Genomic DNA, 15,845 nt, shown 5'->3' on the forward strand with positions numbered 1-15,845 from the left:
GCGGGAATGACGGTGAGGTGGGTTGCCGCAGAGGGAGTGCCCGTGCGCTACGGGCCTGGATCCCGGCCTTCGCCGGGATGACGGTGAATTTGCTGTGGCTACGGTGGACTTGCTGTTGCTGCTGATATTGCTGTTGCTGTTGCTGCTGATATTGCTGTTGCTGTTGCTGTTGCTGTTGCTGCTGCTGCTGCTGTCGAACAGCCTTTCAGGTCCCTAGCCCCGAAGGGCGCCGCACATGGATGTGCGGCGGTGAGCGCTGAGCCATGGATGGCGAATCGCGAACGCGCCCTTACTTCCTCCGGTCGTGGGATTGATCTGGGCCCACTGCCCTTTCTTTTGGTTACTTTTCTTTGGGCAAGCAAAGAAAAGTGACCCGAGCGGCGCAGCCGATCGGAAGCTTTGTTGTTGCTTTGGTCTTTGCTTCGAAAAGAGCGCTAGAGCCAAATCAAAATGGATTCCAGCTTTCGCTGGAATGACGGTGAGGTGGGTTGCCGCAGAGGGAGTGCCCGCGCGTTACGGGCCTGGGTCCCGGCCTTCGCCGGGATGACGGTGAACGGGATGACGGTGAAGTCGTTTGCCGTAGAGGAAGTGCCCGTGCGCTACGGCCCGCCTCCCTCCCCTGCCCCGCCACAATCGCAACCACCAAACGAAAAGGCCCCGCAAAGCGGGGGCCCTTCCGAATGCCGCGCGAACCCCGCAGCACCTCATCGTCGTCGCTCGACCAGCGACACCGGCATCATCGTGCCGGCGCGCGAGGCCGCGCCCATCCGCGCACCGTCGCCGCCGCAATGCGCCATCGGCCACACCCGCGCCAGGCGCAACCGCACCACGCAACCCAGCGCCATCCAACGGTCCATGCGTTGCTCCGCGTGCGACGGCGCACCGCGCTGCGGCGTGAGCCCCCGCCGCAACGAACCACGCGGGATGGCCAGCGAGGCACGACGCGCGGTCGTCGTGCGCATCGCAATCGCCTCCCTGCGCTCGACGGCAACATCGCGCGCGTCACGCACCGCATGCACACGCACCGGGGGGAGGTCGTGGATGCGCGGCGCCTGCATCGCGAGCGGGGCGGGCTCGCGCTCGACCGTCGCGTACACGCGCACGGTCGGCAGGTCGAAGGTGCGGATCGCAGGCGCGGGCATGTTCGCCGCGTCGCTGGCGGAGGCAGTGCGGGTGGCGATGGAGTGGGTTGCCGCGACCATCGCCAGCGCGGCCATCAGGGTCATCGTTTTCATCTTGGCAATTCCGGTCTGTCGACGTCCGCCGTGAGCGGCCGCCGTGGGGTGCGTGATACGCAATCGGGGGTTTGTTTCTTGAATCAGACGTCCGGGACGATCGATTCCAGCGCGACATCCAGTCGCCTTCGCTGCTGCGGCGTGGCCAGCTCGTCCAGCACGCGGACGAAACGCGGGTGGCGCACGCCCGAGCCGATGTACTGCCAGCGGTACGCCCGACGCAGCACGTCCACGACGTGCAGTTGCTGGCGCATCCCGAACGGCCGTCCGCAGGCGACGACGAAATACGCCGCATCCGCATCGGCCTGCGCGCGCAGGATGTCGTCCATCGCGCCCAGCAGCGCGATCAGGTCGTCGATCGCCACGTCGCGCTCGCCTTCGTCGATGCGCGCGTCTTCGGCACGCAGTTCCAGTTCATCGACGACGGAGTGCTGGCACTCTTCGCGGAAATGGAACAGGAACACGTCCTTCCACAGCGGGCACAGCTCCTGGCTCGGCGCGATGCTTTCCTCGTAATGGCGCTGCACGAACAGCTCGATCATGAAGATCAGCGCCAGCACCGCCCAGTTGCTGCGCGCCATGACGAACATCGCCACGGTGTTGGCTTCGGCCATCTTGGCGTGGCCGGGCGGCATGCGCGCTTCCAGCAGCACTTCCAGGCGACGAAACAGCTCCTGGTGCTTGATCTCCTCGTCGGAAAAGCGGACCAGCGCTTCCAGTGCGCTCTGATCGCCCAGCCAGTGCTGGCCCGACGTCTGCAGCATCTTCGCGCCGATGAACCGCTCGCACAGGCCGAACATCCAGGCATAGGTGCGACCCTGCACCTGGCTGAAGAAACGGCGCTCGTTCCCGTCGAGGAAATCGATCCGGTCGACGAGCGAGAGCCCGGCGGGGAGGAAGGTACGGTCGTGATCGAAATCGCGGCCGCGGATCACGTCGGCGTCGATGTCCCAGCGCACGCGCCTGGACACTTCGATGCAGCGCGCGTAACGGGCGCTGTCGCCGGCCGCCACTTCGGCGTTCCATCGCGGGGCGGTTGTATGGGCAGTTGCAACGTTCATTCGTGACTCCGGTCTTGCTCGTGGCGACGGCTCACGCCGGCGCCATGGTGGGGTCCAGCATCGACTTCACTTCCACGATGGCATCGGCGGGAAAGCCGGAACGCTTGGCGTGTTCGCGGATCAGCGCTTCATCGCGCGCCAGATAGATGCAGTACGTCTTGTTGCCGGTGACATACGAATGCACCCACTGGATACCCGTGCCGAGTTCGTCCAGAACCCGGTTGGATTGCAGCGCGACGCCGCACATCGCTTCCACCGGCTGCGAGCCGATGCCTTCGATGTTTCGTTCTATGACGTATTTCCTGAGCATGACGATTCCCTCCGTTGTTGCGTCCCTCATGGGGCGCGGGGTGCCGGCGAGGGCCGGCGGATTCTGGTCAGCGCTTGATGGCGAGCACGTTGGCGCCGTAGGCGTGCAGATGGCCATGGAACTTGCGATCGACATCCGTGCCTGCGAAGCATTCGAAGCGCTCGGTGACCTGCGCTTCGCTCAGTCCGCATTCCTCCAGCAGTTGCAGCAACATCGCTTCGGTCAGCGCGCCGCCGATGCACGAAGCCCACAGATCGGCGTTCGCACGCGCGGCCTGCGCCAGTTCGCGATCGAGCACCACATCGGCGAGGAAGAGCGTTCCGCCCGGCCGCAGCACGCGCACGATCTCGCCGATCACGCGCGGCTTGTCCGGCGCCAGGTTCAACACGCCGTTGGAAATCACCACGTCCACGCTGGCGTCGTCCGCCGGCAGATCCTCGAACGTGCCTTCGTGCAGCTGCACGCGGTCCAGCAACCTCGCCTGCGCCGCGGCGCGCAGCGCGCTGGCGCGCATGCCGGGCGTGAGATCCACGCCGATCGCGCGGCCCTCCGGGCCGGCGGCCCGCGCTGCAAGCAGCAGGTCCATGCCGGCGCCGCAGGCGTGGTCGAGCACGACCGCCCCGGCAGGAATCGTGCCGATCCGCAGCGGATTGCCCACGCCGGAGAACCGCTCCGTGCACGCGTCGGGCAACGCCGCCAGTTCGGCCGCGTCGTAGCCCAACTGGCGCACCGCGTAGGCCGCGCCGGTGTGGAAGTGGAAGCCGCTGGTCGGCGCGCGGGCGACGCGCTCATAGGTCGCTCGCACCTGCCGATTCAGGTAGATCGTGTCCAGCACGAGCGGGCAACGGCTCATCTTGGCCTCTCTTCACCGGCGCACCGCCGGCATGGGGGCCAATCTAATGACGGCCGGTAACGGCCCGATGTCCCGTGTGACTGGATTTGTATCGGTTGGTAACAGCGGCGGATACTCACCGGCGCATGCGGCAGGATGCCCAACCGGCTTCCCCGTTCGCGAAGACATTGGCAGGTACGCGATGGCCCATACGCCCTGTGTCCTGGTGGTCGACGACGACCGCCCCACCCGCGAGATGCTGCTCGAGGCGCTCTCCACGCACGGCTTCCGCGCACGCGAAGCCGGCGACGGCGCGGCGATGCGGCGCGAGCTGGAAGTCGAAGCGCCGGACCTGGTGCTGCTCGACATCCGCCTGCCCGGCGAGGACGGTTTGTCGCTGGCGCGCTACCTGCGCGAGCGTTACGACGTGGGCATCATCATGGTCACCGGCTCCGGCGATGTGATCGACCGCATCGTCGGGCTGGAAATCGGCGCCGACGATTACGTCGCCAAGCCCTTCGATCCGCGCGAGTTGCTGGCGCGCGTGAAGAGCGTGCTGCGGCGCATCCAGGCGCGGCCCGAAGCGCCGGCGGCGCTCACGCAGAATCCGCGGCAGGTGCCGTTCGGGCGTTGCACGCTCGACCTGGACGCGCACCAGCTGTTCGACGCCGACGGCAGCGAAGTGATGGTCACGCACATGGAGTTCGACCTGCTGCGCGTGCTGCACGAGCATGCGGGCAAGGCGCTGTCGCGCGACCAGATCCTCACATTGACGAAGAACCGCGAGTGGGAGCCGTTCGACCGCTCCATCGACATCCGCATCGCGCGGCTGCGGCGCAAGGTAGAAGCCGATCCCGACAATCCGCGGGCGATACGCACGGTGCGGGGCGTGGGGTATATGTTCGTGCCGTGACGCGTTCCCACCGTCCGTCCTGAGCGTAGCGAAGCGAAGTCGAAGGATGAATGGACCCGCCACGCGCCCGTCCGCCCTTCGACTTCGCTTCGCTACGCTCAGGACGAACGGTGATGCGGTGTCGATTCGTCCCGGCAGCGGCGAAGCTCCGCCTTTTTGTTTCAACCCTGTAACACCACGACCGCGCCCGAATCCACGCTCCTATACTCGCCCCACCCCGCCCCACGGGACATGCGATGAACGCCGGCATTCCCCCGCCGAACGCACAGGTCGACGACCGCGAACGCGCCCTGCGCGAAAGCGAGCTGCGCCTGCAGCAAGTGCTCGACAACACCTCCGCCGCCGTGTTTGCCAAGGACCGCGCGGGCCGCTACCTGTTCGTCAACCGCGAGTTCGAACGCCTGACCGGCCGCGATGCCGACGCGCTCATCGGCCGCAACGACCGCGACATCTTTCCGCCGGACATGGCCGCCGCGCTGCGCCGCAACGACATGCGCGTGCTGCTGGAGGCGCGCGCGATGGAGTTCGAGGAAAGCGGCGTGTTCGCCGGCGAGCAGCGCACGTTCCTGTCGGCCAAGTTCCCGCTGCTGGACATGGACCAGATGCCCTACGCCGTGTGCGGCATCGCCACCGACATCACCCTGCGCAAACAGGTCGAGACCGCGCTGAGCAGTTCCGCGCTCGCCGTCTCGCGCGCTTACGGCCGCGATCTGTTCGTCGAGTTGTCGCGTTACCTGGCGGCGATCCTCGACGTGGACGTGGCCTTCATCGCCCAGATGCGTCCGGACGATCCGGCGACGATGCATGTGCTGGCGTTCGTCGCCGATGGCGTGCCGCGCGAGCACTACGACTACGGGCTGGCCGGTACGGCGTGCGAGACCGTCGTGGGCCACGGCTTCCGCCTGTATCCGGCGGCGCTGGGTTCACTGTTCCCGCTCGACACCGACTTCATCGACATGGAGGCCGAAGGCTACGCCGGCTTCCCGCTCAACGATTCGCAGGGCCGGCCCATCGGCATCGTCTCGATCATGTCGCGGCGACCGCTGGAGCAGCCCGAGTTCATCGAATCGGTGATGAAGATCTTCGCCGTGCGCGCGGTCGCGGAGATCGAACGGCTGCGCGCCGACCAGGCGCTGGCGACGTCACAGAGCAGCTACCGACAGATCTTCGAAGCCAGCGAGGATGCGATCTTCGTCCACGACGTCGACACCTTCCGCATCGTCGACGTGAACCCGAAGGCCTGTGCGCAGTTCGGCTACACGCACGACGAGATGCTGGAGATGGACATGGACCGCCTGGGCACCGGCGAGCCGCCCTACAGCGGTGCCGATGCGGCCGCGCACCTGGCGCGTGCGCGCAGCGAAGGCTCGGCGGGTTTCGAGTGGCACCGCCGCAACAAGGACGGCAGCCTCCACTGGGACGAGGTGTTCCTCAAGGTCGCCAACATCGGCGGCGCGCCGCGCATCCTCGCCTTCACGCGCGACATCACCGAGCGAAAACTGGCCGAAGCCTCCGCATGCCGGAACGCCGAGCACCTGCGCGCCACGGTCAATGCCGCGCTGGACTGCATCATCGCGATGGACGAGCGCGGCACCATCATCAAGTTCAATCCCGCCGCGGAAGCGTGCTTCGGCATCCCCGAGCGCGATGCGCTGGGACGCTCGCTGGCCGAGACGATCATCCCCGAGCGCTTCCGCGAACGGCACCAGTTCGGCCTGCGCCGCTATCTGGAAGGCGGCCCGGGACCCGTGCTCAAGAAGCGGCTGGAGGTCGTGGCCCAGCGCGCGGACGGCAGCGAGTTTCCGGCCGAACTCGCCATCGGCGTGGACGACAGTCCCGCGGGCAAGACCTTCATCGGCTACCTGCGCGACATCACCGAACGCACCGAAGCCGAGGAGCGCCGTCGCCGCCTGGAAGCCCAGCTGCTGCAGGCCAAGAAGATGGAAGCGCTGGGCCATCTCACCGGCGGTATCGCGCACGACTTCAACAACCTTCTCGCCAGCATCATGGGCTACGTCGCGCTCGCGCACGAACGCAGCGACGACGGCGAGGACACGCGCCTGTCGGGTTACCTCGACCAGGCCTTGCAATCCTGCGAACGCGCGCGCGATCTGATCCAGCAGATGCTCATGTTCAGTCGCGGCCAGAAGGGCCAGGCGCAGGCGATGGACGTGGCCGGCTGCATCGAGCAGAACCTCGCGGTGCTCCAGCCGACGCTGACCGAAGGCATCGAAGTCGAACAGGACGTGCAGCCCGGCGTGAGCGCGGTGGAGTTCGATCCGGTGCAGCTGGGCCAGGTGCTGCTCAACCTGTGCGTGAACGCGTGCGACGCAATGCAGGGCGAAGGACGCCTGCGGCTCGGGCTGTCCGATGTGCGCATCGAAGCCACGCAATGCGCCGCATGTCGGCAACCGGTGGAAGGCGAATTCGTCGAGCTGCGCGTCGCCGACACCGGCCCGGGCATCGCACCGGCGGTGCTGGAGCGCATGTTCGATCCGTTCTTTTCCACCAAACCGCCCGGCAAGGGCGCGGGCATGGGGCTGGCGACGGTGCACGGCATCGTCCATGAGCACGGCGGGCATTTGCTGGTGGATACGTCGCCGGGGCAAGGCACCGCGTTCCGCGTGCTGCTGCCGGCCTGCTCGGGCGCGGCGAGGCCGCGCATGTCGCGACGCCGCTCCGACCGCTCCGGCGTGCCGCGCCGCGAGGGACGCGTGCTGGTGGTGGACGACGAACACAGCGTCGGCGAGTTCATGTGCGAACTGCTGTCGAGCTGGGGACTGGAGGCGGACTTCGTCTCCACGCCGGAGCTTGCGCTGTCGCGCGTGGGCGAATCGCCGGCGCATTACCGCCTGCTCATCACCGACCATTCGATGCCGTCGATGACCGGCGTGCAGCTTGCGCAGGCGCTGGAGGCCATCGCGCCGCAGCTGCCCGTGCTGCTGTACACCGGGCTGGCGGACCGGATTCGCGAGCCGTCGCTGCCGGCGAACATGCTGCGCACGGTGCTGCGCAAGCCGATCGACCACGCGCGGCTGTCGCGCATCGTGGGTGATGTGCTCGGTGAACAGGGCATCGGTGGCGAAGCCGCGTAACCGCGTCCACCGCTCATACGCGGCGACGCGCTCCGTGAATCCGCAAGGTTGACCCTGTCGTCACGACCGCGTGCGGCACCATGCAGGCCGTGTTCGGCGATGTGGCGGAAACGAGGTGATGAAAGCCAACGTCCTGATGGTCGAGGACGAAGCGTATCTGGCGATGGCCCTGGAAGACCTGCTGACCGACGCGGGCTATCACGTGCTCGGCGCGGCGCGCCTGTCGGATGCGCTGGAGATCGCCGATCACGAGCACCTCGACGTCGCCCTGCTCGACATCAACGTGCAGGGCGAGGCGGTGTATCCGCTCGCCAGCCGCCTGCGCGAGCAGGGCGTTCCGTTCGTATTCGCCTCCGCCTACTCCGAACGCAACATCCCGCAGGATTTCCGCGATTGTCAGATCGTGCAGAAGCCGTACACGTCGGAGCGGATCATCGAGGCGGTGGAGTCGATGCTGGAGGGTGGGAAGGCGCAGGCGCATTGAGGCGGTGCGCGCAGCGCCGCAAGTTCCTCCATGCCCCTTCTCCCCTTGCGGGAGAAGGTGCCCTCGAAGGGGCGGAAGAGGGGCGCGCGTAGCGCGTGCTCTAACGCGGCCCTACCCCTCTCCCTGGCCGCCTTCGGCGGCCTGTCCCTCTCCCGCAAGGGGAGAGGGGAAGCGCTCGGGTGTCGGCGCTCGTTGCTGCGTGGTCGCCCTACTTGCCCTGCTTCCCCAACCAAGCATCCACCGCCGGCAACCGCTCCTGCTTCACCTTCACGCGATAGGCGATGTTCGCCATCGCCGTTTCCGAAGCGCGGCGCGAGCTCTCGGCCACGTGCGCCTGCGCATACGCACGCACCTTCCCGATCATCGCCGGATCCAGCGAGTTGTTCGCCAGGCGCGGGTAATAGCGTGCGCGCGAAGTGGAATCGACCTTCGCATCCACCTGCGCCAGGTGCGCGACGGCGAAATCGAATGCGAGGTCAGGATGCAGCGAAGCCACCGTGCGGATCATGCTGGCGCTGTTGGTGGCGCCGGGTTCGTCGGTGAGCGCCAGTTCCAGCGCGCGCTTCGCCAACGCCGGATCCTGCGCGGAGGACAGCAGCGAATAGAGCTCGTCCTTCACCAGCGGCGTCTTTTCCGCCTGCGCCGCCGCATGCAGTCGATCCCACGTCGCCGCGTCGGCATGGCGCGCGACCACGCCCAGCACGCTGCGGCGCAGTTCGCCCGGCAGCGCCTTGGGATCGCGATCCTGCGCGGCGTAACGGCGGCGGGATTCTTCGACGACCGTGCGGTCGCCCAGCGCGCCGAGTGCTTCGATGAGGTCGGTGCGCAGGATCTTCACGGGGTCGGATTCGCCCGTCGCCGCGTCCCAGCCCACGCGCGCGAACACCGGCGCCAGCTGCGCGATCGCGAACGCGCGGAACGTCGCCTGGCGCGCGGCGTCGCCGTCGTAATAGGCGTCCAGGCTGCGCAGCGTGCCCGCGATGTCGCCCCAGATCTGCGGATCGGCGTCGCGCGGCGTGGCCTTCACCAGGTCCAGGTAATCCGACGGCGACTGCAGCCCCGCCATGCCCAGAGCCCACACGTCGTTCATCACGCCGAGCTGGTCGATCGGATCCAGCCGCGTGAAGCCCTTGCGGATCGCGGCGAACTGCGACGCGTCGTAGAGCGTGCGGTAATAACCGCTCTGCCCGGCGTTCACGATCACCGGCCCGCAGCCGGGCACGTCGATGCGGCCCTGCCCGCCTTCCACGATCGTGCGCACGGCATCGGCGCCGGGCACCTGCACGATCACGGGCACGCGCCAGCGCAGCGGCTGCTTGCCGGGGCGATCGCGCGTGAATTCGTCCTGCGTGAGCGTGAGCGAGGTCTTGCCGCCCTCGCATTTGTCCGCGGCCACGCGCAGCAGCGGAATGCCCGGCTGCAGCGTGAAGTCGTGCGCGAGGTCCAGCACCGGCTTGCCCGCGGCAGCCTGGATCTCACGCCACAGGTCGTCGGACACCGTGTTGCCGTACGCGTGCGCCTTCATGTAGTTGCGCACGCCTTCGCGCCAGGCATCGGCGCCGACGTACCCTTCGAGCATGCGGATCACCGCGCTGCCCTTCTGGTAGGTGATCGCATCGAACGCCTGGCTCGCCTGTTCGACCGTTTCCACGTGCTGCACGACCGGGTGCGTGGTCGCCACCGCGTCCAGCGCCATCGCCGATTCGCGCGAACCGATGCTTTCCAGCCGCGTGTTCCATTCCGGATGCAGCTTGTCGGTGGTGCGCGAGGCCATCCACGTGGCGAAGCCTTCGTTGAGCCACAAATCGTCCCACCAGCTCATCGTGACCAGATCGCCGAACCACTGGTGGGCGATCTCGTGCGCGGCCACGGCGAACACGCGCTGCTTGTCGGACTGCGTGGAAATGCTCGGGTCCAGCAGCAACGTGTGCTCGAAGGTGAAGATGGCGCCCCAGTTCTCCATCGCGCTGAAGAACTGGCTGCCGCCCGGCGAGGCGACGTTGTCGAGCTTGGGCAACGGGTACGGCGTGCCGAAGTATTGGTTGTACTCGCGCAGCACGTCCACCGAGGAATCCAGCGCGAAGCGCGCCTGGTCGATGGCGCCGCGCTGCGTGACCACACCCACTTCGACGCCATCGGCCCGCGCGGTGGCGCGTTCGAAATCGCCCACCGAGAGGAACAGCAGGTAGGTGGACATCTTCGGCGACGGCGCGAACACCACGCGCGTGGTGCCGTCGTGCAGGTCGGTGCTGGACGTGGCGGGCATGTTGCTCACCGCCATCTGCCCGGTCGGCACGGTCGCCTCCAGAGTGAAGGTGGCCTTGTGCGCGGGCTCGTCCCACGAGGGGATCATGCGGCGCGCGTCGGAGTTCTCGAACTGCGTGAACAGCGCGCGCTTGCGGCCGGCCTGGGTCTCGTAATCGATGGCGAACAGGCCGTTGGCCTGCGTGCCGATGCGGCCTGTGTATTGCAGCGCGAGTTTGTACGCACCCGGCGCCAGCGGCTGGTCGAAGCTGAAGGTGGCGGTCTGTGCGGCGGCATCGACGGCGATCTTCGGCGTGAGCGCGCGGCCCTTGCCGCTGGCGGGCACGAGCGAGGCGGAGGAGAACGCCATGTCCAGCGCGTTGAGGGTGATGGCCGGCGTGGGCTCCAGAACCTCCAGCGTGATTGTCGCCTTGCCTGCGAGCGTGAGCGCGTCGGCGTTCGGCGTGATCGCCACGTCGTAATGCGTGGGTCGCACGTTGCGCGGCAGCTGCGTCGTCGTGTCGGCTCGGGTCATGGTCGCAGCGGGGGCGGAGGGCGCCGCCGGCGAAGCGGCACAGGCGGTGGCCAGGGCCAACGCGACGGCGGAAACCAGAATACGGCGCATCGTTCGACAGCCTCGTGATCGGAAGGTGGACAGCACAGTGCCAGAGCGCGAGTGTGCCCGTCCTGCCCGGTCGCTGCTGCACCGCGGATGAGGCGTGAGTCACTTTCTTGCAAGGTGGCGGGATGCTTGCGCTGCTGGCCGCCTGCCCTCACCCCAACCCCTCTCCCGCGGGCGGGAGAGGGCTGGAGGACCCGTCATCCCGGCGAAGGCCGGGACCCAGGCTGTCACCCTGTCCGCTGCCTCACGTCGTTCCAGCGAACGCTGGGTCTTTTGGGCCGCCGCACGGCGGCACTATCCATTTTTGCCGTGGCTGTTCACAGGCATAGGGGAAGCGTGAAAAGTCCCTGGAGAGTGCCGCCGTGCGGCGGCCCAAAAGCCCCGCCTTCGCGGGAATGACGGTGAACGGGCCCGATTCATCTACCCCACCCGCCGCCCCTCCCCTTCGCGCAAAGTTGACGCGCAGGCAACGAAACGCCGCGCACCCTCGCGCTACCTGAGACACACAACCCTGGGAGGGCGCGATGAAATCAGGACTCACGATGACGGTGCTGCTGGGCTCGCTGCTGCTGGTTCCGGCCGCCGCGATGGCCGGCGACAAGGCCAAAATGGATACCAACGGCGACGGCTCCGTCAGCGCGGCCGAACATGCCGCAGGCGCGAAGGCGATGTTCACTTCGATGGACGCCAACAGCGACGGCAACGTCACCGCCGCCGAGATGGATGTGCGTCACGCCGCCAAAGCCGCCGGCAAGCCGGACCGGATGAAGATGACCTCCGCCGAGAAGATCAAGACGATCGACACCAACGGCGACGGCCAGCTGTCGGCCGCCGAACACGCCGCCGGTTCGCAGGCGATGTTCACCAAGATGGACGCCAACGGCGACGGCAATCTCACCGCGGCCGAAATGAAGGCCGGGCACGAGGCCGCGATGGCTGGCACTCGCTGACGCACCACGCAACTCGCTCTTCCTTCTCCCCTGTATGGAGAAGGTGCCCGCACATTAGGGAGGAGGTAGTGCGCGGCTTGCGGCGCTGCGCGTTCGAACGCGCAGCGCCTGACATGGCTTCGCATCGGAACAGCACCCTACGGCGGTGAGGGCCGGGATATTGCAGTGAATGTACGTTGGTTCGGGCACAAATCGGGCGATTTGATCCCGGATACCGGCGTTAGAAGGTATCGCGTCAATGTCACTCCGTCTTGCGTTCGAATGGCTGCATGAGTGGCTTCGACCGTTTCAAAGAGGCTTGAGGCTGTCCCAGAGGTCGCCTCCGACCGCCTTGCCCGCTCGATCAAGAGGCCGGGGGCGGTGCACAACTCGGTAGGGAAAGCGCCACGGAAGCCGTAGCGCTGCAGTTGAGCCACGGACCAGACGCGCTCTTGCGGAAAACGAAGCGCGAGCGATCCGGTTCGAGCGTAGTCGGTCGTGGCGATCCATGTTGCGCCCGTTTCCTCGAGCAGTTCAGCGATGGCATCTTGGGTCGCTGCCCATCCGCGCGCTTGGTTGGGTGGATTGTCGGCCGTGCCGATCGGGGTGACCGGGTTGAAGGCGGTCGCGACCAAACCGACGCTCATCAACAGTGCGATGACGAGGGTGGCCGTGGTCCAAAGCCGCGGCGACTGCGCTTGAGCTAGGCCAAAGGCCGCAGGAATGGCGAAGAGCGCCTGCAGCGGCACAATCCAATTGGCTTGAACTGGCGCATGTGTCGCGTGATAGGCGAAGTAGAGCAGGAGCGGAACAGAGCTCCAGACCAGCAGCATGCTGTCTTTTGGCGGGGCCTTGAGAGCTCGGAAGGCGAACCAGGAGACCCATGGTGTCGGCGCCAGGAGCAGGAGCGCGGCATATTCCCCGAGATATCGGGGCGAGAAGCCGGAGGCGACGAGGCGCGCGCCTTGGCGTTCCAAGCCGAGCCAATCGTTTTGCAGGTTCCAGAAAAGATAGGGCAGAAGCGGCAGAATCGCCGCCGCCATGGCCATATAAGGCAGACGTGTGAGCAGGTACGCGCGGCCCTTTGGCGTAGCAATCAGGTACGCCAACAACCCGAAGGCCACAAAGGCATTGGTGAACTTCGACAGGCCGCCGAACCCGATGATCAGACCTGTGCAGACCCACCATAGTGTCGCCGAACGTGTGTCTGGGGGCGTGTTGGTCGAACGGAGCGCGGCCCAAAGTGCCGCGACCCAGAATAGGGTTGAGGGTGCGTCGGGCGTGGCGAAACTGCCCAGAGCGAAGACAAGCAGGCTGAGGTTGTAGAGCGCTGTCGCCAGCACTGGCAGGCCCGCAGCACCACCGGACATGCGCCGAGCCATATCGCCCACGAGGTATCCCGAGGCGACAAAACCCATCACCGAAAACAGGCGGATGCCGAGCGCGGTTTCACCGAAGAGGTGGGTTCCCATGCGGATCATGTAGGCGATCATGGGCGGATGATCGTAATACCCAAGCGCCAGATCGCGGGCCCACAGCGCGTAGTAGGCTTCATCATCAAAGAGGGGCACCCATGCGGCGATGGCGAGGTGAACGGCAAGAAACGACAGCGACATGGTGAAAACGGAAAGCCGCATCAGAAAAGTTGCCTTTACCGAAGAACGCCGTGTTGCTGAGCCCCCGAAAGCCGCAATGCTCCGAACTTAGCCTTCCGCTCTTGGCTGTTTGTTATGAGATTGATTAGTCGCCAAAGCGATATGCCACCCGCGTTCGTCCACGAGTGCGCCATGTAACCAGTGAAGAAGCAACAAAATTCCAAAGTGCGCCGGCAATCGCGCCGGCGATACTCGCCAGGGCCCAGAACGGCAGGGCCGCAAAGGAAAGATTGGCCACACCCACATTCATGACCGCACCCAGCGCACAGACTGCGTAGAAACTCAGCAATCCTCGCCAGATTGCGCGCCCGCGCAGAGCGCGGTCCCGATAGGTGATCAAGTTGTTCCACAGGAAATTCGAATTGATGGCTACGAACACCCCAAAGGCCTGCGCCAACGCAAACTGATCTACCAGAAAGGCCAGCGCAATCTTGACAGCAAGAAGCTGCACGAAGATGCCCGTGAAGCCGACGGTGCAGAACAGTACGAACCGCGTCGATACGAGTCCGCCAGTCTTGCGGACCACCAGCAGCGACAAGAATTCGAGAGCGACAGCGGAATCCATCTTGGATTCTCCGGCGTGACGCGACCGAAACGTGTAGGGGATTTCATGCGTCTTCCATCGCCCTGCAGACGCGGCCAGCATGTCGGCGAGGATCTTGAACCCTTCGCCTTGTAGGGATGTGATCACCTCATTGAAAGACAGGCGGCGCACCATGAAAAACCCGCTGATCGGATCAGAGGCCGCGATGTTCAGCATACGCCGTGTCAGGGCTGTCGCACGATCGCTGCCCCATCGCCGGATACGGGACAGACCACGCCCATTCGACCCTCCGTCAATGTTGCGACTGCCGATCACGATGTCCAATTCGTCATCCCCCCGCAACGCATCAAGCATGGGTGCAAGCCGGGTTTCGTCATGCTGCAAGTCCGCATCGATCACGGCGCAAAACGGGGACGTGGAGGACAGGATGCCTTCGATACAGGCCCCGGCGAGGCCCCGCCGCCCGATCCGTTGGATTACGCGGACATTGTCGAATTCCAGGGCCAGGGAACGCACTTCCTCAGCCGTGCCATCGGGGCTGTCATCGTCCACATAGATCGCCTCCCATGACTGCCCGTCAAGCGCGACACGCAACAGATCGAACAGCCGCCGAACATTGTCCTTTTCGTTGAATGTGGGGATTACGACGCTCAGGTCATGCATGCGTCGGCCCTGATGTTCTTGAACCGCTGTGAGATCCTGTAGGCAAGGAAGCCCATCAAAGCTCCGATGACCATGCCTGTCAGCGTGTCCAACGGATAATGCACACCCACGTAAATACGGCTGAAGCCCACGATCGACGCCCAGGAAAGCAAAAGAAACACCAGGCACCTGTAGTTTCTTCTGAACAGCAAACCCAGGAAAACCGCCAGCGCCATCGAACTCGCAGCGTGTGCTGAGAAGAATCCATAGCGCCCACAACGCGGCGCGATGTAACGGATGATTTCCTGCAAATGCGCTTCCCGGCAGGGCCTGGAGCGTTCGAAGCCGTGCTTGAAGAGATTGGCCAACTGATCTGTTACGGCGATCATCACCACGATCAGCGCCATACAAATCAGCGTATTCTTCAATCCATAGTGGCGATACATCAGATACATCAAAGCCACATAAAGCGGAATCCATGAAAGTTTGTCGGTGACAAACAGCCACAAACCGTCCCAGCGTTCTGAACCCAGCGAATTCAGAAACACAAACAGTTGCTCATCCAGCAGTTGCACCCCACCGAAGAAGCTGCTGACCGCAACCCGCGACGGATACCACTGCACCGCTTCGCCCATAAGCAGCGCGTTGGTCGCGATCCACAGTCCGAGCAGTCCGCCGCCGGCAGCGGTCGCAACGCCGACCCAGCGCAAAGGCTTGATCGAGAGGGAGGTAACGCCTTCGATCGCCAGTCGCAACGGACCCACGGCGCTCCACTTCGAGCGGCCGCCCGTACGCGGGTCGCGGTCGTACTCGATCACCCGGGTCACCATGCCGACCCAGGCAACAGCCCCTTCATGTAAGCCCTGGCGCCAGGCCCAGCCCGGCCGTCATCGTGGCTTCCTTGCCGAAATTGCTGCTGATGCGCAGCAGCCGGATCGGCGGCCTCGTCGTAGAACGAAACGATGATCGAAACTTCAATGCGTTCGCGACACGGGCGCGTGCCTGGGGCGTACCCGAGCGGAATGATCCCTGCGTGCGGATGCATGCGATGCCTCGTGCTATAACGAGGCGCGACTGTCAGGCGATGCGTCTTTCCGGATACTTACCGGCCAGGAAGTGCCCACCGGCCAGGCAAAAGTTCGGCCAGGTAAGTATCCAGTAAGGAAGGCGCTCGACAATATCGCTCCCTTGCCGCTCGTGCTGTCGAAAGCATGCAGGTGCAGGTGCAGGTGCAGGTGCTTTCAGCGCGAGTGCGTTACGCCCCATCACTCACCAAGGA

The 15,845-nt window shown here is 65.5% G+C and carries 13 protein-coding genes; 5 read left to right on the forward strand and 8 right to left on the reverse strand.

Annotated elements, in window-relative coordinates; genetic code table 11:
• Positions 1 to 94: 94 nt before the first annotated feature.
• On the forward strand, positions 95 to 217 hold the full coding sequence (locus JI752_RS19410) for a hypothetical protein (protein ID WP_256448097.1): 123 nt from the start codon (positions 95 to 97) through the stop codon (positions 215 to 217).
• A gap of 487 nt (positions 218 to 704) precedes the next feature.
• On the opposite strand, the gene JI752_RS03395 is transcribed toward JI752_RS19410, so the two are convergent.
• From JI752_RS03395 to JI752_RS03410, 4 genes are all read right to left on the reverse strand, one after another.
• Complete coding sequence (locus JI752_RS03395) at positions 705 to 1,235, reverse strand: hypothetical protein (RefSeq protein WP_216959194.1); 531 nt, start codon at positions 1,233 to 1,235, stop codon at positions 705 to 707.
• A gap of 83 nt (positions 1,236 to 1,318) precedes the next feature.
• Complete coding sequence (locus JI752_RS03400) at positions 1,319 to 2,296, reverse strand: hypothetical protein (protein ID WP_216959197.1); 978 nt, start codon at positions 2,294 to 2,296, stop codon at positions 1,319 to 1,321.
• Between the two features lie 31 nt (positions 2,297 to 2,327).
• Positions 2,328 to 2,606, reverse strand: coding sequence for a DUF4242 domain-containing protein (locus tag JI752_RS03405; RefSeq protein WP_216959201.1), 279 nt, complete (start codon positions 2,604 to 2,606; stop codon positions 2,328 to 2,330).
• A 67-nt stretch (positions 2,607 to 2,673) separates the two neighbouring features.
• Positions 2,674 to 3,459, reverse strand: coding sequence for a methyltransferase domain-containing protein (locus JI752_RS03410; protein WP_216959204.1), 786 nt, complete (start codon positions 3,457 to 3,459; stop codon positions 2,674 to 2,676).
• A gap of 181 nt (positions 3,460 to 3,640) precedes the next feature.
• Here JI752_RS03410 and JI752_RS03415 point away from each other — a divergent pair, with 181 nt between their 5' ends.
• The 3 genes from JI752_RS03415 to JI752_RS03425 all read left to right on the forward strand — a co-directional run bounded on the left by JI752_RS03415 (position 3,641) and on the right by JI752_RS03425 (position 7,930).
• A complete protein-coding gene (locus tag JI752_RS03415) occupies positions 3,641 to 4,351 on the forward strand; it encodes a response regulator (RefSeq protein ID WP_216959206.1) in 711 nt (236 codons plus the stop codon).
• Positions 4,352 to 4,587: 236 nt separating this feature from the next.
• On the forward strand, positions 4,588 to 7,446 hold the full coding sequence (locus JI752_RS03420) for a PAS domain S-box protein (protein ID WP_216959209.1): 2,859 nt from the start codon (positions 4,588 to 4,590) through the stop codon (positions 7,444 to 7,446).
• A gap of 118 nt (positions 7,447 to 7,564) precedes the next feature.
• Positions 7,565 to 7,930, forward strand: a complete 366-nt coding sequence (locus JI752_RS03425; protein WP_216959212.1) for a response regulator — start codon at positions 7,565 to 7,567, stop codon at positions 7,928 to 7,930.
• A 208-nt stretch (positions 7,931 to 8,138) separates the two neighbouring features.
• Here the strand turns inward: JI752_RS03425 and JI752_RS03430 are convergent, their stop codons facing one another.
• On the reverse strand, positions 8,139 to 10,799 hold the full coding sequence (locus JI752_RS03430) for a M1 family metallopeptidase (protein ID WP_216959215.1): 2,661 nt from the start codon (positions 10,797 to 10,799) through the stop codon (positions 8,139 to 8,141).
• Between the two features lie 521 nt (positions 10,800 to 11,320).
• Between JI752_RS03430 and JI752_RS03435 the strand changes: the two genes are divergently transcribed.
• The gene (locus JI752_RS03435) at positions 11,321 to 11,746 is read left to right on the forward strand and encodes a hypothetical protein (RefSeq protein ID WP_216959217.1); all 426 of its coding nucleotides are present in this window, start codon (positions 11,321 to 11,323) and stop codon (positions 11,744 to 11,746) included.
• Between the two features lie 137 nt (positions 11,747 to 11,883).
• Here JI752_RS03435 and JI752_RS03440 read toward each other — a convergent pair whose 3' ends face one another.
• The 3 genes from JI752_RS03440 to JI752_RS19490 form a co-directional block, all read right to left on the reverse strand.
• Positions 11,884 to 13,341, reverse strand: a complete 1,458-nt coding sequence (locus JI752_RS03440; protein WP_216959220.1) for a glycosyltransferase family 39 protein — start codon at positions 13,339 to 13,341, stop codon at positions 11,884 to 11,886.
• 124 nt (positions 13,342 to 13,465) lie between these two features.
• The gene (locus JI752_RS03445; protein WP_216959223.1) at positions 13,466 to 14,587 is read right to left on the reverse strand and encodes a glycosyltransferase family 2 protein; all 1,122 of its coding nucleotides are present in this window, start codon (positions 14,585 to 14,587) and stop codon (positions 13,466 to 13,468) included.
• Positions 14,575 to 15,384, reverse strand: coding sequence for a phosphatase PAP2 family protein (locus JI752_RS19490; RefSeq protein WP_216959226.1), 810 nt, complete (start codon positions 15,382 to 15,384; stop codon positions 14,575 to 14,577). Before JI752_RS19490 ends, JI752_RS03445 begins: the two co-directional genes overlap by 13 nt.
• Between the last annotated feature and the right edge of the window lie 461 nt (positions 15,385 to 15,845).

It is taken from the genome of Lysobacter sp. MMG2, assembly GCF_016735495.2.
Taxonomy (GTDB): Bacteria; Pseudomonadota; Gammaproteobacteria; order Xanthomonadales; family Xanthomonadaceae; genus Lysobacter_J.

What these genes read in the sequence shown, in the direction of transcription:
- JI752_RS03430 (WP_216959215.1), bottom strand. Translation starts at nt 10,799, where the DNA reads ATGCGCCGTATTCTGGTTTCCGCCGTCGCGTTGGCCCTGGCCACCGCC.
- JI752_RS03395 (WP_216959194.1), bottom strand. Translation starts at nt 1,235, where the DNA reads ATGAAAACGATGACCCTGATGGCCGCGCTGGCGATGGTCGCGGCAACC.
- JI752_RS03445 (WP_216959223.1), bottom strand. Translation starts at nt 14,587, where the DNA reads ATGCATGACCTGAGCGTCGTAATCCCCACATTCAACGAAAAGGACAAT.
- JI752_RS03435 (WP_216959217.1), top strand. Translation starts at nt 11,321, where the DNA reads ATGAAATCAGGACTCACGATGACGGTGCTGCTGGGCTCGCTGCTGCTG.
- JI752_RS03420 (WP_216959209.1), top strand. Translation starts at nt 4,588, where the DNA reads ATGAACGCCGGCATTCCCCCGCCGAACGCACAGGTCGACGACCGCGAA.
- JI752_RS03400 (WP_216959197.1), bottom strand. Translation starts at nt 2,296, where the DNA reads ATGAACGTTGCAACTGCCCATACAACCGCCCCGCGATGGAACGCCGAA.
- JI752_RS03415 (WP_216959206.1), top strand. Translation starts at nt 3,641, where the DNA reads ATGGCCCATACGCCCTGTGTCCTGGTGGTCGACGACGACCGCCCCACC.
- JI752_RS03425 (WP_216959212.1), top strand. Translation starts at nt 7,565, where the DNA reads ATGAAAGCCAACGTCCTGATGGTCGAGGACGAAGCGTATCTGGCGATG.
- JI752_RS03440 (WP_216959220.1), bottom strand. Translation starts at nt 13,341, where the DNA reads ATGTCGCTGTCGTTTCTTGCCGTTCACCTCGCCATCGCCGCATGGGTG.
- JI752_RS03405 (WP_216959201.1), bottom strand. Translation starts at nt 2,606, where the DNA reads ATGCTCAGGAAATACGTCATAGAACGAAACATCGAAGGCATCGGCTCG.
- JI752_RS03410 (WP_216959204.1), bottom strand. Translation starts at nt 3,459, where the DNA reads ATGAGCCGTTGCCCGCTCGTGCTGGACACGATCTACCTGAATCGGCAG.